This window comes from Bacillus salipaludis (assembly GCF_030938565.1).
GTDB classification, from domain to species: Bacteria; Bacillota; Bacilli; order Bacillales; family Cytobacillaceae; genus Neobacillus; species Neobacillus salipaludis_A.
Genome location: NZ_JAVGVR010000001.1, coordinates 3,520,474 through 3,540,705, shown reverse-complemented (window position 1 = coordinate 3,540,705; position 20,232 = coordinate 3,520,474). Strand labels below are relative to the sequence as shown.

At 40.4% G+C, this 20,232-nt stretch carries 18 protein-coding genes; 6 read left to right on the top strand and 12 right to left on the bottom strand.

Annotated features, from left to right (window positions below):
* Positions 1–135 precede the first annotated feature (135 nt).
* The 5 genes from RCG21_RS17540 to RCG21_RS17520 all read right to left on the bottom strand — a co-directional run bounded on the left by RCG21_RS17540 (position 136) and on the right by RCG21_RS17520 (position 3,107).
* On the bottom strand, positions 136–702 hold the full coding sequence (locus RCG21_RS17540; protein WP_133337155.1) for a hypothetical protein: 567 nt from the start codon (positions 700–702) through the stop codon (positions 136–138).
* A 65-nt stretch (positions 703–767) separates the two neighbouring features.
* Positions 768–995: a hypothetical protein gene (locus tag RCG21_RS17535; protein ID WP_308913516.1), complete on the bottom strand. Its 228-nt coding sequence runs from the start codon at positions 993–995 to the stop codon at positions 768–770.
* Entirely contained in the window at positions 995–1,195 is a 201-nt protein-coding gene (locus tag RCG21_RS17530) for a hypothetical protein (protein WP_133337159.1), read from the bottom strand. Before RCG21_RS17530 ends, RCG21_RS17535 begins: the two co-directional genes overlap by 1 nt.
* Positions 1,196–1,717: 522 nt before the next feature.
* Positions 1,718–2,326: a short chain dehydrogenase gene (locus RCG21_RS17525; protein WP_372512699.1), complete on the bottom strand. Its 609-nt coding sequence runs from the start codon at positions 2,324–2,326 to the stop codon at positions 1,718–1,720.
* A gap of 232 nt (positions 2,327–2,558) precedes the next feature.
* Positions 2,559–3,107, bottom strand: coding sequence for a flavodoxin family protein (locus tag RCG21_RS17520; RefSeq protein WP_308913514.1), 549 nt, complete (start codon positions 3,105–3,107; stop codon positions 2,559–2,561).
* 141 nt (positions 3,108–3,248) lie between these two features.
* On the opposite strand from RCG21_RS17520, the gene RCG21_RS17515 reads away from it, so the two are divergent.
* Positions 3,249–4,145, top strand: coding sequence for a LysR family transcriptional regulator (locus tag RCG21_RS17515; protein WP_308913513.1), 897 nt, complete (start codon positions 3,249–3,251; stop codon positions 4,143–4,145).
* A 358-nt stretch (positions 4,146–4,503) separates the two neighbouring features.
* Here the strand turns inward: RCG21_RS17515 and RCG21_RS17510 are convergent, their stop codons facing one another.
* The gene (locus RCG21_RS17510) at positions 4,504–5,355 is read right to left on the bottom strand and encodes a helix-turn-helix transcriptional regulator (RefSeq protein WP_308913512.1); all 852 of its coding nucleotides are present in this window, start codon (positions 5,353–5,355) and stop codon (positions 4,504–4,506) included.
* Between the two features lie 121 nt (positions 5,356–5,476).
* Here RCG21_RS17510 and fabF point away from each other — a divergent pair, with 121 nt between their 5' ends.
* Entirely contained in the window at positions 5,477–6,712 is a 1,236-nt protein-coding gene (gene fabF / locus RCG21_RS17505; protein WP_308913511.1) for a beta-ketoacyl-ACP synthase II, read from the top strand.
* 645 nt (positions 6,713–7,357) lie between these two features.
* On the opposite strand, the gene RCG21_RS17500 is transcribed toward fabF, so the two are convergent.
* The 3 genes from RCG21_RS17500 to RCG21_RS17490 form a co-directional block, all read right to left on the bottom strand.
* A complete protein-coding gene (locus RCG21_RS17500) occupies positions 7,358–12,472 on the bottom strand; it encodes an OmpL47-type beta-barrel domain-containing protein (RefSeq protein WP_308914276.1) in 5,115 nt (1,704 codons plus the stop codon).
* A gap of 665 nt (positions 12,473–13,137) precedes the next feature.
* Positions 13,138–13,851, bottom strand: a complete 714-nt coding sequence (locus tag RCG21_RS17495) for an SDR family oxidoreductase (RefSeq protein WP_308913510.1) — start codon at positions 13,849–13,851, stop codon at positions 13,138–13,140.
* Positions 13,852–13,882: 31 nt separating this feature from the next.
* A complete protein-coding gene (locus RCG21_RS17490) occupies positions 13,883–14,434 on the bottom strand; it encodes an NAD(P)H-dependent oxidoreductase (RefSeq protein ID WP_133337175.1) in 552 nt (183 codons plus the stop codon).
* Between the two features lie 311 nt (positions 14,435–14,745).
* Between RCG21_RS17490 and RCG21_RS17485 the strand changes: the two genes are divergently transcribed.
* A complete protein-coding gene (locus tag RCG21_RS17485; RefSeq protein WP_308913509.1) occupies positions 14,746–15,084 on the top strand; it encodes a winged helix-turn-helix transcriptional regulator in 339 nt (112 codons plus the stop codon).
* Positions 15,085–15,627: 543 nt separating this feature from the next.
* Here RCG21_RS17485 and RCG21_RS17480 read toward each other — a convergent pair.
* On the bottom strand, positions 15,628–16,509 hold the full coding sequence (locus tag RCG21_RS17480; RefSeq protein WP_308913508.1) for a LysR family transcriptional regulator: 882 nt from the start codon (positions 16,507–16,509) through the stop codon (positions 15,628–15,630).
* 143 nt (positions 16,510–16,652) lie between these two features.
* Here RCG21_RS17480 and RCG21_RS17475 point away from each other — a divergent pair, with 143 nt between their 5' ends.
* Complete coding sequence (locus tag RCG21_RS17475; RefSeq protein WP_308913507.1) at positions 16,653–17,861, top strand: multidrug efflux MFS transporter; 1,209 nt, start codon at positions 16,653–16,655, stop codon at positions 17,859–17,861.
* 191 nt (positions 17,862–18,052) lie between these two features.
* Here the strand turns inward: RCG21_RS17475 and RCG21_RS17470 are convergent, their stop codons facing one another.
* Positions 18,053–19,162 (bottom strand): 3'-5' exonuclease, encoded by a 1,110-nt coding sequence (locus RCG21_RS17470; protein ID WP_308913506.1) that lies wholly within the window; start codon positions 19,160–19,162, stop codon positions 18,053–18,055.
* Here RCG21_RS17470 and RCG21_RS17465 point away from each other — a divergent pair.
* Together RCG21_RS17465 and RCG21_RS17460 are read left to right on the top strand one after the other, a co-directional pair.
* Positions 19,156–19,455, top strand: coding sequence for a hypothetical protein (locus RCG21_RS17465; RefSeq protein WP_308913505.1), 300 nt, complete (start codon positions 19,156–19,158; stop codon positions 19,453–19,455). The genes RCG21_RS17470 and RCG21_RS17465 overlap by 7 nt on opposite strands.
* Before the next feature lie 13 nt (positions 19,456–19,468).
* Complete coding sequence (locus RCG21_RS17460) at positions 19,469–19,654, top strand: hypothetical protein (RefSeq protein WP_308913504.1); 186 nt, start codon at positions 19,469–19,471, stop codon at positions 19,652–19,654.
* 141 nt (positions 19,655–19,795) lie between these two features.
* On the opposite strand, the gene RCG21_RS17455 is transcribed toward RCG21_RS17460, so the two are convergent.
* Positions 19,796–20,098 carry a hypothetical protein gene (locus RCG21_RS17455; RefSeq protein WP_308913503.1) on the bottom strand — a complete coding sequence of 101 codons (303 nt, stop codon included), beginning with the start codon at positions 20,096–20,098 and terminating at the stop codon, positions 19,796–19,798.
* Positions 20,099–20,232: the final 134 nt, after the last annotated feature.

The window sequence follows — 20,232 nt, the reverse complement described above, 5'->3', positions numbered from 1 at the left end:
TATCATCATTGTTTATTTCTGTTCCAGTTTATTCACTTTTCTCTTTACTTCTGCCATTTCTTTAAATAAAAGTTCTACATCTGAATTAACATCAAAAGCCAATGTTTTCATGTCTCTTCTGATAGTTATGAAATTTTAAGTCATGAGTGTTGCTGTGTGTTTAATAATATCTTTTATCTCTTGCTGTCCCGATATTAATAATTCTTGTCCCTTTTCTAAATTATCTGTGCGCCCTATTAACTCCTTCTGGCCCTTTTCCAAATGATCTGTTTGAACTATTATTTCTTGTTGCCCCTTTTTAACATTTTCCATTCGAATCGTTAATTGTTTATGACTTGTAATTAATTCTTTTTGCCCTTTTTCTAATTTATCTGTTCGACCTATTAATTCCTTTTGTCCCTTTTCTAAATTACCTGTACGGTTTATTAATTCTTTTTGTCCCTTCTCTAAATTATCTGTACGGCTTATTAATCCTTTTTGTCCCTTTTCTAAATTGTCTGTACGGCTTATTAATTCTTTTTGTCCCTTTTCTAAATTGTCTGTACGGCTTATTAATTCCTTTTGTCCCTTTTCTAAATTGTCTGTACGGCTTTTTAATTCTTTCTGTCCTTTATCTAGATTACTTGTGCAGTTTATTAATTCCTTTTGACCAGTACTTAAATGTTGCAGTTCTGAAAGGATTTTATTTAATGTTTCCTCCATAAACGCACCCCCGCTCATTGATTAACAAAACATTAACTGATTTTCAATTAAATGTAAAATAGATTTTAGATATAATCATATCCATATTTTTCAACATACTCCTCAAAAGACAAATGGAAATACTCAGGGACAGTACCAAATAAAATTTCGAACTGACCATTTCGATAACAAACTAGATAGCTTTTCTCTTTATCCACATCATCATCATCATATTTTCCTTTAAAAATCTCAAATTGTTCATCCGTCAACGGACTCATTAAGCGTTTACTACTGAAGGTTGCATCCTTCATCATTAAAAAAAATCTTCCATACCCCTTTCTTTTTTCTTCCTCAAAATAAGAAATATTTTTTCTCTATCATATTTTGCTTCGGGGTCAACTTCACAACCACAGCATTGGCAGATGCTATAGCCCGCACCAGTTTTATAATGATGGTCTTCAACAGCAATTCTTCCACAATCTGGGCAAACTACAGGAAGAAAAAAAGATGCCATAATTTTATACCCCCTCAATAAAATAAAAACAAGGTTGTTTAATTTATTGACTTAACGAAAGATACACCTCCCCTTTGAGAAATATATAAAAATAGTCTAATTGACAAAGAAGACTGCGATAAAAATGAGAATATAGGTAGAAAATTAAATGAAAACGAGAGCAAAAGAAGCCTTTAACAAAGGTAGGAAGAAGGTAGTTAAATGAGGTAGGAATTGATTGATTTATAACCAAGGAGAAATTACTAACCATAAGTTAATTTTAACATTTATGTCATTTAATACACCACTAATCCAAATCGTTTTCATAAATTCGACAAGAATCCAATTTAATATTGAAAGCCTCTTTGGATAATTTCTAACTCACCGGGGGTCATGCACCACAGTCCTGATGAGGAGAAACACAACAGATGTGTCATACTCCATATACAGTTATATCCAAAATTTTTAGAAAAAAATAAGTGAACAAAAGCAAAAAAAAAGAGCTTATCGCTCCTGTTAGAATCAGCACATTTTCAAATTAAATTAATAGACTTCGTAGTTTTGTCCGGTTTGAGCTCCATCCACGCTTTTTTTATAAGCAAGTGCTACACGACTGGCAGGGACTGCCACAAATCCCGGGAAAAACTCCCCGTATTTGTCTAATGATTCCTCCAATACATTGGGGCTAACACTATTTATACGAATTCCCCTCGGCATTTCAATCGCTGCTGATTTTACGAATGCTTTAACACCACCATTTGCCATGGCAGCGGAAGCGCCCTGCGGAACAGGATCATCCATCATAATTCCAGTTGTTAACGTAAAGCTTCCACCGTCATTAACATAGTCCATTCCGAGAAGTACCAAATTAATTTGACCTTTAAGTTTACTTTCGATTGCTATGTCATTTAATTCTGGTGTTAGTTCCGAAACGGAACCAAAATGCGCACCACCTGTTGCACTAATTACAGCATCAATTTTTCCAGTTTGTTCGTACATTTTTTTTATACTCTGAGCAGAGGTAATATCAACAGTAACATCTAAGCCATTTCGTCCAGCTCGAATAATTTCATGATTTTTTCCTAATTCTTTAGCAATTGCCTGTCCAATCGTACCACTTGCCCCCACAACAATTACTTTCAATTTCAACATCCCCTTTCTCTTTAAGGATTATTCGACAATCTCGCCCGATCGCTAAATAACCTATTTCCATGTTAATATATTACAAATTCCAAAACACAGTTTTAGCTCTACATGAATTATATTTTTGTAGAATATAGCCTTCAGCCCCACCCCATGGCGACAGTAACTAAAATCAAGTTTGCTTGTTTTTGTGTCATTATTAGTTCACCCCCTTTGCATTATCCCATTTTGAAGGTTAATTTTAGATATTTTCAGTTAGTTTATTTCGCATTTGAGTAGCTGCGAAAAGTGCTCTTTTGTCTTGAAATACTTCTTCAGGTTTGTTTCCATTTCCAAGAATATATCCCGCAAATTCAATTCCCATAAAATCAAAAATGTATTGAAATTGCTGAATCATTGGCAGTCCTTTAATGTAAGGATCATCTCCTCCAACAGCAATAACAAACGCTTTTTTGGAAGCCATTTTTTTCTTGAAATCAGGATATTTCGGGTCCCTTAAAGTTTGTGACCATCGATCAATAAAGTTTTTCATTGTTCCCGACATGCTATACCAATAAATTGGAGTAGAGAATATTAAAATGTCATGTGGAAGTATACAATCAATTATTGAATTATAATCATCATTTCTTTCCTGAAAACCATCTTTCGAGTGACGCATGTCAATAATGGGATGAATATTAAAATCTCTTAAATGAATTTTTTCTGAAGCTATTTCTTGAATTACATGTTCTGTCAGCATCTTCGAATTTCCATTATGACGGGTTCCCCCATATATGACTGCTATTGACATTTTTCAGTTCTCCTTTTTCATTAAATTAAAATTTTACTATTTGTTCCTTGATTACTTATATTTTATAATGAATTTAAAAATCGATAAAGATGATTATTTTGATTAATTAAATCGAAAAAAACGATTAAGGAGGTGGATAATTTGGAAATTAAACAATTATTAACTTTTAAAAATGCCGCAGAGAATTTGAACTTTACCCAGACTGCAAAAATATTAAATTTTGCACAATCAAGTGTGACTGCACAAATCAAATCTCTCGAAGAAGAAATTGGCAAACCTTTATTTGAGCGTCTAGGGAAACGATTGATTTTAACGGAGGCTGGGCACCAGTTTAAACTATATGCTGAAAAGATGATAAAACTAAGCGAAGAAGCGATTACGGTTGTGAACGCAGAAGAAGAACCAACTGGTACCTTAATAATTGGTGCCCAGGAGAGCCAGTGCACCTATCGTTTACCTCCAATTCTTAAAGAGTTCAAGGCTGCATTTCCCAAAGTGAAGCTCGTCTTTAAACCTGCACATTCTGACGAAATGGCGAGAAATCATCTAATGGAGGGTCTTTTAGATGTTGCTTTTTTTATGGATTTAAGTAAGCCTGAGGGTTCATTAAGAGTGGAGCAACTGATCAAAGAGGAGCTCAAATTGGTCGTCTCACCAAACCACCCCAAACCAGTGCTCTCACTAAATGACCTTAAGGATGAGACTCTCTTGCTCACAGAAATGGGATGTTCTTATAGAATGATATTCGAAGACTCTCTTAAATCAGCAAGAGTATTTCCACTGGATAAAATCGAATTCAGTAGTATTGAGGCAATCAAACAATGTGTAATCGCAGGTCTAGGAGTAGCACTATTACCAGAGATGGTCGTGAAAAAAGATATTCAAGAGGGTAGAATGAAGGAAATACCATGGAAGGGTTCAGAATCATCACTTTTTACTCAAATTGCTTGGCATAAGGATAAATGGATAACTCCCCCATTAGAGGCATTTATTAATTTAACTCGTCAGATATTTTTATCCGATGACTACTTCAGTTGAAAAGAAATTTTGATTAAATATGTTATAACGACATGTCTTGAGAATAGGTCGTTTCTTCACAAACGGTAGTGTTTTTTCCTTTTTACGACAGACAATCAGGTTTCATTACTGAAGAAGAATTTAAGACCAAAAAGAAAATATTGTTGGATACATTGCTAGTGTAACGAAATACACCACTAAGGACACGAGATTTAAGTCTGGTGTCCATTTTTCCGTACATTAATCTGTGGTTTGGTCAAAACACAATGATTAACATCTTCATTTCTCTTCCTACTTTTAAATTAACCTGCCTAGTTATCGGAACAAGAAAAACGACCGCTCTTATTGAACAATCGCTCCCTTTAGTTAAACAAGAAAATTAATTTTCAACCGTAACCCTCTTCATTAATCGCTTTAATTTATTTTCTGTGTCAGTTTCCTCTACTGGTGTATAGATACTGCACCGTAAATCCATATCACCTTGAACCTGAAGAGAAGTTAAATTAAACAACATTTTGCCTGCTTTTGCATGTCTAAATTCAATTATCATTTCTGGAGCCTTACTTACTTGACTTTCTTGCCACAAATCCTGAAATTCTGAATGTGAATCACTCATTTCTTTAATAAATTGGTTGTACCATTCATCGCCTAGATAGTGTCCATAATAGGTACGGAAAATAGCAAGAAAACCTTTCGCAAAATGTTCCCAATTGACGGCCAATGCTTTTAATTCTTTTCTAGTGAACACTAGACGAATCAAATTTCTTTGATCATTCGGTATTTGTTCAAAATCTAAAAAAACATGAGCAGCTGCAGGATTCCAGCCCACTATATGGCAATGTCGATCCGTAATGATAGTCGGACAATATGTTAATTCAGTTAGTATTCGCTTTAAAGAAGGGCTAAGCTCTGATTGATTCTTTTTTTGATTTGTAATTTCTGATTTTGTTTCTAATGCTAGGTCATATAAGTAATCTCTTTCATCATTATTTAATTGTAGAGCTGTAGAAATACAATCAAGTACGATTGAAGAAACTTTTATATCTCTTCCTTGCTCTAGCCATGTATACCAAGTGGTACTCACACCTGCTAATTGTGCAACCTCTTCTCTTCGTAATCCAGGTGTCCTTCTCCGGGTTCCGGCAGGCAAACCAACAGACTCTGGCTTAATTTGGGCACGCTTAGCTTTTAAGAATGTCGACAAAGCTTCAAGCCTATTTTTATTATTCATTTTTAAAACTCCTCAACGTATCAATTTAACCTATTAGTAATTATACCAGGATAAACTATCACTTGTAATAGGATAAAAGAGATGTAAAATACAAGTAAATATTTATTTGGAGGGATGAAAAGTGGAAAGAGTTGTGATTACTGGTATGGGGATAGTGTCTCCTATAGGAAACAACATCCAAACATTTTGGAACAATTTGATTAACGGGGAATCTGGTATATCCTCCATCGATACATTTGATGTTACGAATCATAAGACAAAAATTGCAGGTATCGTCCAAGATTTTGATGCAGACGAAGTTTTAGGAAAGAATGAAGCTAGACGTTTAGATCGTTTTTCACAATTTGCTTTGGCTGCAGCTGAACAAGCTTGGGTAGATTCTAAGTTAGACCTCGATCATATAGATGTAGAAAGGTTAGGCGTATATGTAGGTTCAGGTATAGGTGGAATTGAAACCTTGATTGAAAATATAGATGTGCTTAGACAGAAGGGGCCAAGAAGAGTTAGCCCGACCCTAGTACCTGCCATGATTTCTAATGCTGCTGCAGCACAAATTAGTATCAAGTGGAAAGCAATGGGACCTTCTTTGTCGCCCGTTTCAGCTTGTGCAATTGGAAATACAGCTATTGGTGAAGCCTTTAGACTAATTCGTTCTGGAGAGGTTGACGTTTTGTTCGCAGGTGGAACAGAGGCAGCTATAACAGACTTATCAATAGCAAGCTTTGGTAATGCTACAGCATTATCAACAAGAAACGATGATCCTACTAAAGCTAGTCGTCCATTTGATGAAAATCGAGATGGATTTGTCATGTCTGAAGGAGCTGGAATTCTAATCTTAGAATCTTTATCTCATGCTTTACGTAGAGAGGCAAAGGTTTATGCAGAAGTCATTGGATATGGTGCAAGTTCAGACGCACACCATATCGTAGCTACACATCCGGAAGGTAAAGGGGCCTATCTTGCAATGAGAGCAGCTTTAAAAAATGCAAATATATCGCCTGAAGAAATTGATGTTATTAGTGCCCATGCAACAAGTACCAAAGTGGGAGACATCTCTGAAACAATGGCTATTAAGCAGCTGTTTGGTAAACAATCTTATCAGATTCCAGTAACAGCAAATAAATCTATGATCGGTCATATGTTAGGGGCAGCAGGCGGGGTTGAAGCAATTGCTTTAGCAATGAGTTTAAAGGAAGGTATAATTCCTCCAACCATTAACTTAGAAAATCCTGATCCATTATGTGATCTCGATTATGTACCATCTATTGCTCGCCAAGCGAAAATAAATACGGGTCTGTCTAACTCATTCGGTTTCGGAGGTCATAATGCGGCAATTGTTTTAAGGAAATACGAGTGAATAAACTTTCACTCGTAAATAAATCAAACCGTTTCTTAAGGAAACGGTTTGATTTAACCACCGTCCATTATTTCACCTCTAAAACTCTAATTATTAAAAATTTAAAAAGCTAGTACCTGTAATAGATGGATAGAGTGATTACAAATATTTTTTGGTAATTCCAAGGAGAAAAATAGGCCGTGCACTTTCCATTTCCTACCATATCTCACTCAGTTTCGCCACCTGGACGATTTGATAGATTTGTATTGAGAATATAAGCTTTTCTCAATTTACTCACTCCCCCAATTCTAAATTTATATTTATTTTATGTTTTTAATTCTCCCCCATAGCCTTCGTTTTTCTGTGGAATTTTGATCGAGATATTTCGTAAACTCCGATTCCCCCGAATACGAAAAAAGCGTTTAAAAATAAATCATTTGAACCCTTTCCCATTCTTGGTCAGTTTGTCATTCTTCAATTAAACATGATCGGCAAAATGTTTACTCCTAATACAAAATGGTGAAGGCATGAACTCTCTTGACTTGATCGCACGGTACTAGAAAAAACAGGACAGCAAGGGACACGCCCCGCCATCCTGTTTCTTTGTTCAATCCAATCCTGCTGCCCCTAAATCCGGATTCAGCTTTCTATTTTTTTCTTTATCTCTTATTCTTTTGACTGGTCATGAGCCACTTCCACGGCTGTTGACACATTTCTGGCGTTTCCAGCCTTATCGGTGATCGTATACGTAATCGTGTATATGCGTCCCGTTCCGCCGCCTGACCGCTCCGCCCGTAAATCGAACTCAAAGTCCGCCGTACCATATGCGGCATTTTGGATATCCTGTGCCGTATGACCGTCTCCAGACCCGTCAGGAAGCTCATTGCTCGTGATCGATTTCAGTACGATGGACTGAATGTCGGATAGTGCTTCTTTCCATTCAGGCGTCACTTTAATCGTCACCATTTTATGATTCGGAGGCCAAAGAGTCCCTTGATTCAGCTTGAGCGTCAGCTCCGGCGCCGTTTTATCGATTTTGATTTGAAGTGTCTTCGCATCCTCCGTATTCCCTGCGTTGTCTGTGCTGAAGTACTCGATGGTGTGGACGCCTTCCGTCGACAACTGGAGCGGTGTCCCATACGGAAGCCACTGGCTGCCGTCTATCCGGTACTCGGTTTTGTTCAAACCTGACTGCTCATCCTTTGCCGAAAGCTCCACTGTGACATCCTTCGTATACCAGCCGTTCTCCCCGTCCGGCCGGCCAGGCGTCACGCTTGCGGCTGTCACTGGCTTTGTTTTATCCAGCCTCACTGTCACAGACTCGCTTTCTTCCGCGTTTCCGGCTCTGTCGATGCTCCGGTATTCCACCGTATGGGTACCGTCAGTGTTCACCGCAATCGGAGTTTCGTAGACTTGCCAATCTCCCTCATCCAGCCGGTACTGTATTTTGTCAATGCCTGAACCTTGGTCTTCCGCCGAAAGGCTGACGCTTGCATCTGTTTTGCGCCAAGTGTTCGGTGATAATGGCGTCACTTCAGCCGTTGTCATCGGCTTCGTTTTGTCCAGCTTCAGGGATACGGACTTTCTTGCCTCTACATTGCCCGCTTTGTCTGTACTGCGGTACTCGATATTGTAAAAGCCGTTATCAGTAATCGCAATCGGTCCGTTATACACCTTCCATGCTCCTTGATTCATACGATATTCTGACTTCTCCACTCCCGAACCCAGGTCTGCAGCTGTCAGGGTGATACTCGCATCTGTCGTATACCAGCCGTTATTCCCATTCGGCGCAGACGGTGTCACTTGTGCTGTTGTGACAGGTGGCTCCTGATCGGCCGGCTGTTGGTCATTTTGGTATAAGTCAGAAATTTCCTGTTGGCTGAGCGGATAGTTGTAGAGTCTGAAATTGTCCATCATCCCGCGGAAATACTCCGTTTTCCCTGGCGGGTCATAGCCGATCAGCAGCTGGCTGTTCGAATTCCGGAACACGCCGGTCCATTGTTTAGTCTCCATCAACTTGTCGTTCACATAATACTTGATGGCCGTGCCGTCCCAAGTCACTGTGAGCAAATACCATTCCTTCATCTTCGTTAATGCTGTTGAGGCTAGATTATGGTCCGTCTCGTCGAATCCATCTGTGAAGCGGACTGCCGGCGAAATGCCATAAGAATCATGCAGGAGCGCATACCCCTCATAATTGGACGTTTCGCCCTTGGAAAGCACCGGTGCCCAGCCGCCAGCCCCCGCATCTTCTTTGTACAGCCACATGGACAACGACAGGGAGGTGGAGAAATCCAAGGAATCCGCATCCTTCACATTGATGCCGCTTTTCCCGTCAAACTTAGCCGCCTTCCCTCTTAGGCCGTCCGCGAATGACATCGTGCCCGTCGGAGTACCGTTGTTGTTATAACCTGAATAGTCCTTGAAGTCGCCGTCGAATGTGTAGTAGGCGACAATTTTCTGTTCGCGGTCAGCCCGAATGATAATGTCGCGGCTGTCCGTACCTGTACCGCCGTCATCGTCCGTCACTATCAGAACAGCAGTATATTTCTTATCAGGCGCATCCATGGATAATGCCGGATACGTATGGCTCGCGTTGCAAACGTCCGAAGTCGTTCCGTCGCCGAAATCCCAGCGGCATGTTTTACCGTCTGCGCCTGGGTCCGTGATAGAAGACAAGAAATCTACCTTTTGACCGGAGCGGGCCACCTTATCTAAACCCGCATTCACGGTCGGTGCGACGTTCGTCGGTGTGATCGTTTTCTTTCCTTGATATTTCTTCCCGCTCTGATCCACGGTTTCAAGCATAACCGTGTATGCGTCATTATCCTTGAAGCTATGTGTAAGCGGCTGATCATTGGGCACAGCCGAGGAGGAACCGTCGCCGAAATTCCATGTGCGGGATTTCAGCTGTCCGTTATCCGCCCCGATGGAAGTGTTATAGAACGTCACCGTTTCGCCCTCTTTCGGATTCTTCGGCGCATATTCAAAGTCCACCGCTTGGATGGTTTGCTGCATCGTATATGTGTCGGTGTTCCCTGCTGCATCAGTCGCCTTCAGCATGACCGGATAGGTGCCTGAATCCGGGAACGTATGGGTCGGGTTCTTCTCCGTACTGACAGGGCTATTGTCGCCGAAGTTCCACTCCCATAACACAATATCATCTTCCGGATCGGTTGACAGGTTTTCAAAAGTCACCGTTGGCACGCTGATTTGCGGCGTTTTCACCCGGAACTGCTGCGTGGAGATAACATCTCCACCGCCCTGTGCGTTCAGCGGCCGGTACATCACATACTTCGCCAAAACCGGCTTCGGCAGCTTGAACTCCTGCACATTGCCGTTATTGGCGGCCGTTGCCTTCAGCACTGTTGTGAACGCGGCATCATCCAATGTCGTCGAGGAAACCGCCACCTCAAAATCCTTGACCCGTTGATTGTCATACATAGGGCGCGGCTGAACCTGCACACGATCAATTAAATACGTGCCGCTGCCCGCCAAGCTGATTTTGACCCATTGGTTATCCTTCCGGCTCGTCGCCCACGGAAACCCGGACTCATTTCCCAAGGCCAATAACTGCTCCGGTACGTGACGTCCGTCATATGAACTTGATGCTGCCTCGATTTTCGCTCCCTGCAAATTGAAGGAAACAACCTTCCCTAAACCGCCAGCATTGAAGAAGACATTCGGCGCGAAATCCTCATCCGATGTGTTCGGATTGCAGTCATCATCCTTGCCGTTTCCGCGTTTTTCCGCCGCACCCGGGTTCACGCCAGGATCCTTAGGACGGCAATCCGCATTGTTTCTCCATCCGTCGCCGTCATCATCCGGCATGAGGACAGATACCGGCCAGCTTACTGCTTCATAGCTTTCCTTGGCGGAATCCGTCACGATTGCTTCCACAATATGCTTTCCGACCTTTTCATCGGAAGGCGTATACGCATAAGCACTTCCGGAGCCCGCATGCACTCGGTCCACATACCAATCGACTTGGACGGCATCGCCTTCCTGATCCTCCGCATCAATCGCGAAGTTCTTCGTTTCGCCCGTAATCACTTCTGTTTCCGCCCTATCCGGCACCATATTGGTAATCATCGGGCCTTTGTCGCTGTTCTCGATGAATACAGTTGCGTAACCGATGTTGGACCATCCGTCCGCATTCGTGACCTTCAAGCCTGCCAGCTTATTGGCATTCAAATTGTATTTATAGGTTGGCTTCGGTCCCGTGGCGTCATCGAATGCGCCGTCACCGTCCAAATCCCATTCATAGCTGACAATGCCGCTCGGGCTTGCCGATGCCAAGCCGTCAAACGAAATCACACTTCCCTCTTTCCCATCATACGGGCCGCCCGCATTAACAATCGGGGCTTTATCATGCACATTCGGCATCGCAGTCAAATAGCTGATCCAATCCTCCTCCATGTTCACCGCCAGTTCCCCGAAGGCTGCGATCAACTTGTCATTTGTGCTGCGCAACGCATCAAGCTGATTCAGCATGGCTGCCTTGCTGAATGAATCGCTTTGACCAAGGAACTCCTTCTTCATGTCTTCGATTTGGGCATCGGTATAGCCTAAGTTCTTCAGATTGCGCACAAGTTCCGGCGAAAGCCCTTGAGACGCGACTTCATTGCGGAATGCCTTCAGGTCCGCTACCGTTTGATCGAGCGGACGCGGATCTTCTTCTACCACCTGCTTCGCAATCGCAATAGATGTGTTGGTGCGCCTGATCTGTTCCTTCAGCTGAGCCGCATACTGCTTCACAGCCCGCGCATGGATCAACGCCCAATCGCCGTCCTTCGCAATCGCGCTTCCTTGATACTTCTCAATCGATGTCAAGAACGCCCGCAAGAGCGGCCCCTCATTCGCGAGCTCATTGCCGATGCCGACAGCGGCGATCGTTTCCGGATCGTTGCTTTCCGTCGTGATCACATCACGCGTATCCAGCGGCGTGAGCTTCTGGAAATTCGGATTCGGCGGATCGGCCGCAATCCCTTTATAGTGGGAAGCTGTAGCCAAGATCTGCTTCAGTACGAGCTGCTTTGGATTCACGCCGGTCGCCCATTCCACTCCCTTTGTCAGCCCAGTAAAGAATCCGTCAATTAGCGCTCCGTTCTGTACATCCCAAGAGGTGACCACACCCGGAAGCGGCTTCCCGCCTATTTTGGGACAAACCAACGTCAAACTGAAGCTTGTGCTGACGGAAATGGCCGTTTCCTTCAGGCCGCCGCACTGCCACACCTTCCCGAGCGTCCCAAGCTTCGATTGAAGCGCGAAAAAATCCCGGTATGTATCATGTAAGTCCTGCCACTCCGCCTCCGCATCAGCTGCCTTTTGCTTCGCTTTCGCGATGGCCGGATCCGCCATGATGTTCGGAATATCCGTCGGGAACACCACCTCAAAGGCATCCGTGAACACCTTATCCTCCGGCGATACTGTCCCGTCTTGGCATTCATCGTATACGACTGTATATTTTCCAGGCCCGATCTTGCCGCCCGGAGCTGTGTACCCGATCACCTCCGATATGAAAAGACCGCCATGCACCCCTTGTACCGTGTTGGGCGAACCCGACACATCCGTCAGCTTTTCACCTGGAGCGCCTTTTCCGCTCGGCACCACATAAATATCGGCATACGGTTCAACGAAGTCATCAGCTCCGCCTTCCCTGCAGCCCTTCAAAAACCGAATTTGCCCGGTGTGAATCCGTATTTCCTGATTCGGACCGAACGACGCAAACGTTTTTCCGTCTTCACTCCACATCAAGAACTGATCCCCCTCAGCAAGCACCTTCGGCAAGGATGTCCCCCCCAATAGGTACATCAGTACAAACTGAAGAATAAACAACCCCTTCATGAACCTGCCCAAACGCCTCTTCCTCTTTCCCCTTCTCATCATCTTCCCCCTCTAGCAATCTCCCATGATTACAGAAAAATATCTTAATAGTCTGTCAATTACATATCAGATTGTATCATATCCGTATTCCCAGGTGGTAGGTAATTTTTCCACAAAAACCCAATATCAGTGTGGCTGACACAGACCGCAAAGTGAGACCATGAAAATTTATAACTTCATATATAATAAAATTGAAATATACTTATATATCTTTATGTATATTTTGAGATTAAAGAGAGAAAAAGGAGCTATAAAGAAAACTCTAACAGAATCTAAAATGTACCCTACTGGTAGATTTTTTTTGGTATCTACTCTATAGGGTACATTTACTTCAGATAGCCAAGAACTCCATCTTTTCTAGACAAGCACTCATGCTTCATTTAACTTTAGCTAGTTGTTCTAGAGTTTGTGGTGACACATATCGATGTATTCCTGTGAAAAAAGGTAAAGCTTCTAAGAGATGGAAAGATTCATAAAAAAACACCATCCTTTCGTATAGTTCTACAAAAAGAATGGCGTTTTTCTTGTTTAGGGGTTATGATTTTTCCTCAGTTGCTGGCTTAAGCTAAAATGTGACCACCTTCTACATGAAGAACGGTTCCTGTCACGAAACTATTTTGAAGCAAGTATAGCACGCTTTGTGCAACATCTTCAGCTCTTCCTATTCGTTTCACTGGAAGGATGTTTTCAACCGTAGCATAGAAATGATTACGAGTTTCTTCTGGCATTTTACTGCGGGAAGGTGTATCAATTATACCGGGTGAAACGATGTTCACTCGGATTGGAGCAAGTTCTAATGCCAAGGTCTGTCCTAGATTCGAAACGGCGGCATTGACTGCCCCTAGAATGGACGAACCGACCATCGATTTGTAGGCTACAACCCCAGAAAATAAAATGATTGATCCGTTTGGTAAAATTTTCGGAGCACCGTATTTCGCTGCATAATATTGTCCCCAAAATTTGTTTTCAAACAGTTGTCGGGCTTGGGCTGTATCCGTTTGGAGGAATGATCCGCTGGATGTTTCTGCAGCGCTTACCACAAGATGATCGAACTGGCCGACTTTTTCAAAGAAGGACTGAACTTGCTGTTCTTGTGTTGTATCTAGCGTAAAAGCCGTAGCCCTATCTCCTAGCTGCTCTTTTGCATTCCGTAGTTTATCTTCAGAACGGCTGGCAATGATTACTTCTGCCCCTTGGGATATAACCTGTTTAGCTGATTCCAAACCAATCCCAGAGCTTCCACCGATAATTACAACTTTTTTATCTTTTAACATGTTTTTACCTCCACATGATTTACTTTATAGATTAAAAATTCAATACCTCTTTCAGATGTATATCAAGTTCGGATACAAACTTTTCAACCTTCGGATTTTTGATTACATCATAACAAGTAAAACTCTTTAAAGGTTTCATTCCGAGGAATTTCTGTATACGATGTAAATGGCTTAATGCATCTTCTAAGCTGCTCCCTTCAAAAAATTGACTTGGATCGTTAAATGCTTTTTCAGGAGCATTCCAGGTAGTGGAAAACATATATTTCTTTTCGGTCAATAAACCTCCTCTTCCATACTGATCAGCACCTTTAAAAAATAAACCATAAGCATAAACTTCATCCATATACGTCTTCAGTAAGCCTGGAACACTAAACCAATAGATAGGTGTTTGATAAATAACAATATCAGCCCATAAAAATTTTTTCTGCTCATCTTCGATTTTATATCCGTTTTGAATAATTGTAGTTTTTATATTGTTCTTTTCACTTAACAAACTGACCATCTTGTCCATCAAGGTTTGGTTCAAATTCCCCTCTGCTGAACTATATTTCTGATGACCGTTAATAATAAGTATATTTTTCATCTTTTTTCTAGCTCCTTTCATTCTGTAGTCTCTTTAAAAACCATTAGGTGTGCAATTTTCAGATACTACTCCCAGCTGTTGTATTAATGTAAGATGATCCTCTAAATGCCAATCCTCAATGATTTTTCCATTACTGAAATGCAAAATATCACCTCCTCAATATAGAGTTGGAATAATAGATTCATCGATATTATATATGTAGTAAATTCATTTATGGAAGTAGTGATATTTAATTCATAAAGTTTCCGAAAATATACTATTGTGATATGATAAGGTAAATTAGTCAAAAATTTTTAAGGAGGATGTTTCAGATGAGCGATATTGAGCCGGTCGTGCTGACCAAAGGAGCACCAGGTGAGCCTTGCCCCATAGCTAAAACGCTTGACGTGATTGGGACTAAATGGACCTTTTTAATTATTCGTGATTTGCTTATTGAAGGAACGATGCGATTCAGCGACCTATTGAAATCAATGAAGGGAATTAGCCCGAAAACACTTTCACTCCGTCTGAAGGAACTAGAAGATCATGGGATATTAAAAAGAAAGGTATTTCCAGAGGTTCCTCCTCGTGTGGAATATACGTTAACAGAAAAAGGAAAACGATTGGAAAGTATTTTCATTGAATTAAAGAGATTTGGATTAAATTTATAAAAGATTAAAATTTAGACCATACTTTAAATTTTGGTGAGCTAATTATGATTCATTTCAGAAATGCTTTGATTTATGGAGGACAATCGAATCAGCTATGGATCGTTAATTCTAGCAGACAAATTTAATGACTCGGCTGGGTGTGGAAATTCAAGTTGAAATCGAGGGTACCCATTTAATCCTTGGGGAATATCAGTAGGAAAAAATAAACAGGACACTTAGTGGTATTTTATTACCATCAAGTGTCCTTTTTTAACATAATGTTAGCCGAATTCCTACCCATCAAACTGTTATTTTGAAATAATCTCAAAATGAAAATTTATATCTCTACAGTATTTATGAGAATTCGGCTCATTTTTTACGTTTTGGGGAACAAGGAATTTCTTACCTTGAATAAATTAAGAGAAAAAAAGGAGCTATAAAGAAAACTCTAACCGAATCTAAAATGTACCCTACGGTAGACTTTTTTTGGTATCTACACTTAGGGTACATTTCCTTCAGATAGTCAACTACTCCATCGTTTCTAGACAAGCACTCATGCTTCATTTAGCTTAATTCCTTAAAATACCCAATCATAAATTCCCGGAATTCCCGAACGACCTTTGAAGTATACCGCTCCGTTTTCCATGCCATTCCTATTGTTCTTGTACAGACAGGCTGTTCAATATGCAAGGGAACAATTTTTTCATAGTGTGAATAGCGAAGGGTGTGCTCGGTTAAAAAGGATACACCCAATCCCTCCTCTACAAAGTTATGAATGGATCCCGGTTCTTCGAGTTCAAAGGCGATTTTCGGTGTGAATCCTGCTTTTTCACAAAAACCATCTGTTAGCATTCTGAAGGGATTCGTCGGCTCTCTGTGAATAAATTGTTCATCTGCCACTTCCTTTAACTGAATGCTATCTCTCCCAGCCAAATGATGGGTATCCGGAACTATGATAAATACTTCATCCTCCATAAGATTAATCCAGCTGATTCCTTCTTTTTCAATCGGAAAGTAAGTAACACATAAATCGATTTCCCCTTTTTCCAATTGTTCCGCAAGTCGTAAGGGAGAATGCATACTCACTTGAAAATTGGCGGATGGATATACCTTATGAAATTGACTAATAATATTCGGTAATAATGGGGTATGCATGACAGAAAGTGAAATTTGATTCTTGCTCTCTCCTGCGAGTTCCGCCATCTCAAGCTTCGCAAATTCCAATTCAGAAAAAGCCTTATCTACTCCTTTTAAAAAAATTTCCCCAAATTGATTTAGTTTAATATTCCTTCCCTCTCGATCAAAAAGGGAAACACCCAGCTCTTCCTCTAAACGAGAAATGGTTTGGCTTAATGACGGCTGTGCAATTTTAAGCTCTTTGGCAGCCCTAGTTATATGTTCAAATTCGGCAACGGTTTGAAAGTACCTTAATTGTAAGAAGTCCATTTGTCCACCTCTATTGATAGTCCTCAACCTATAAGTAAATAGTAATACATATATTAGTCATTATCAATTGTTTGGAGTATGATTAAGGATATAAATTACTTTGGAAGTCGAAATAAATTCCAAATAATAAGAAAGGTGTTTATATGGAGAATTGGAAAAGAAATTTATTTGTTTGTTGGTTCGGTTCATTTGTGACGGCCGCGGGGATGAGTCAAATAGCGCCAATGCTACCTTTATATATTGATCAGCTAGGAGTACACGCAACTTCAGATATTGAAAAATGGTCTGGATTGATTTTTGGTTCCACCTTTTTAATCTCAGCCATTGTTTCGCCTATTTGGGGAAGACTTGCAGATAAAAAGGGCAGAAAACTAATGTTACTCCGTGCGAGCCTTGGAATGGCCATTGTCGTTTTTGTGATGGCATTTGTGCAAAACGTTTATGAATTACTCGCATTACGGATGTTAATGGGGGCTGTTTCCGGTTACATTTCTGCATCGGTTACATTAGTGGCAACACAAACACCAAAGAAAAATTCAGGCTGGGCACTCGGTACACTTTCTACAGGCTCCGTTAGCGGCGGACTTCTAGGTCCTTTAATGGGGGGATTTATTGCAGAATTCTCTGGAATTCGGAGCTGTTTTGTTGTAACAAGCGTGTTATTGTTAATCGCCTTTTTTGCCGTTCTATTTTTGATAAAAGAAGAATTTACACCTGTTCATAAAACACCGTTAGCCTTTAGCCAAGTTTGGAAACTAGTTCCTGATACGAGATTGCTAATTTCATTCTTTGCCAGCACATTTATTTTGCAAATTGCCAATATGTCCATTCAGCCCTTAATTACTGTTTATGTAAAAGAATTGTCACCACATGCAACCCATTTATCGATGATTGCGGGAATGGTGGTGGCGGCTGCCGGTTTAGCCAATATAATTGCTGCTCCACGATTAGGAAAGCTTGCTGACCGTATTGGTTCAAGAAAAATATTGATTGGAGCACTTATTGCTGCAGGAATTATCTTTATTCCACAAGCATTTGTGAAAACACCGTGGGAGCTCATGGGACTGCGCTTCTGTCTTGGACTTGCGACAGCTGGGTTATTGCCATCCATTAACAACCTTGTTCGAAAAAGTGCGCCAGATGAAATTGTTGGTCGTATTTTCGGGTATAATCAATCTGCACAGTATATTGGTACTCTCGGAGGATCTGTATTAGGCGGGCAAATGGCAGCATTCTTCGGCATTCATTATGTATTCTTCACTACAAGTGCTTTATTATTGCTAAATGCTTTATGGGTTTACAGTATTAATCATATAGGTATTAGAAGAAGGAGTATGTCACATAGTCATTAAGAAGCACACTGTTTGATTTGTCTTTTATTAAGCCATGTAAGGTATGTAAGACCACTTTCTAAATGTATTGTAAAATAGAAGATAGAATCACATATTTATGCTTTTTCTATCTTCTATTTCTTATTAAATTAGCTGATTTCTATTATGTTTAATGGAATAGAAAATTTCACCATATATTGTCTTTTGACGACTCACTTTATCTGTTCAATCCTCTTCAGCATCCTATTTCGATTAGAAAAGACTTGATCCAAATACTTTGTAAACTCCGATTCACCCGAATATGACAAACAAAGATACTCCTTTGCCCTCGTCATCCCGATGTATAACAACGACACTTCCCTCTCTTTATCCTCTTCCAATGGAAATGGCATCGAATCTACGTTCACGATAAATACAGCCCGGAAATCCAATCCTTTACTGCTGTCGATGGTGCTAATTTTGATTTTCCCATCCTCCTCCGCAAAGGATCGCTTCGATACATCATTTTCAGTAATCCAATAAAACGGGAGTCCGTATTCAGTTAATGAACGTTTAATGATATCAATGATGGGGAATTTATGCGTTCGCTTCACTCGATAAAGAATCAGCATCTCTTCATATGGTACCTTTTTCTCTTCATGCAGCTTCTTAATCTGCCTTGAAACCAATCTCATTTCATCAAAGAAATTTGCCGCCTTTAAAATACCAGGATCCGGACCTTTTCGCTTTGTGCTCTGTGGTGCAATAATCTCCCCTTCCAGATCACGATTCACCACTTTATTTTTAAACACAGAATGTTCACGGTAAAAATCCCATGCGAACTTAACAATTTGCTGTGTATTTCGATAATTAATTGATAAAACCTTGGATCTGCCTTGGAAACTTAAACCGGTATCCTGCACATAAGACCGTTTTCGTTTATAAATGGTCTGCGCCCGGTCTTCAACTAACAAAAGTGATTGTGTTTTCGTATTTAAGAGCAAACTAACAAGACGCAGCCAATCCGTCTCAAAGTCCTGACCTTCATCAATAAGAATCGCATCATAGTTTGGTAGAATTGCTTCCTTCTTCTCGATTTTTTCAACGATATCGGGCAGCTGCTGCTCTCGAATTTTCAAATCATTCTTTAACCATGCATGGAAATTCCGGACACTGATTTTTTCATTTTGAACACTTTTCCGATTCGGATCAAAATCGAATAAATCCTTTGGCTCATTCAGCGAGGTTAGATCAATCAGCCCAGCTGAGGTGGAGGCACTGGTTGATGCTAAGTTAAGAGAACATGCGGAGACGATTGAGAAATCTGTATCTGAACATGTCACTGCAAACCAAGCCCCCACTGACCAAAGAAGATTACTCTTTAACACCGAAACAAATTGAGTTTGCCCTTTCGTTAATTGAAAAGACACGAGAATATGAACTGGCAATGTATCCAGCAAATTTAACGGTGAAGGATTTAAATAAGTTAATAGCGTTTAATCGATATAAGAATAAGGGGATCATTGTGAATCTAGTTAAAAAAGGCGTATTAAGAAAAAAGGCATTAGGGGATTATGATGGAGCGAACAAGGTCAAAATTACAAAACAAAACCGAAATTCCTGTCAACATCTATAAAGGGGAAGAGCTTTTGGCAGAATGTCCTTCTATACAGGAAGCTGCTCGTTTTTTTAGGAAACACACTGGCGCACAACGTTTCAATTGGTCTGCGATAAATAATGGTATTTGGTTTGATAAACCTTATTCAGTCAATGGTGCTACATATTATTTTCTAACTGATTCTGAAGCTGTTAAAAAGAAACAACAGACAAATTAAACATTTAATGAAAATTTTTTTCAAAAAAGCAAGTAACATTTATCCATGTTACTCGCTTTTTTCATTTTCTATGAATTCTTGTTGTCTTTTACAAAGAAAATGATGTTTGATTCATTGATTTCTACCTTGAAGGCAACAATCTTATTTTAAATATCCATATTCCCCTAAACGGACTTTAACAATGTTTCTTTCATCCTCAGTGAAAAGCATCTCATATTTTGGAGATAAAATTAATGCTTCTACAGTAAGATCCAATCTCCCAAACTCCCATAGAGTAGCAAACCCATCCGTAGGCTGATTCTTTTGAATAAAGCTTTTCGCTACAGATAAACCATCTTTTGAAGCTACCATTTGCAAGAATCTAGTCGCATTGTATCCACATTCTTTCTTAGCATTTTGATAGATTGCAATCATATCTTTATGAAATTCCTTTTTTAAGTCCATCGCGAATCCCCCATTTATATATATCTAATAATAGGTTCGCCATTTTCTTTTGTATCCCTTCAAATACTATTCAAGTCAAAAGAAAATATTGCTAGGAGTGATTCGGCTTGATTGGAAATGGAATTCATTAGGGA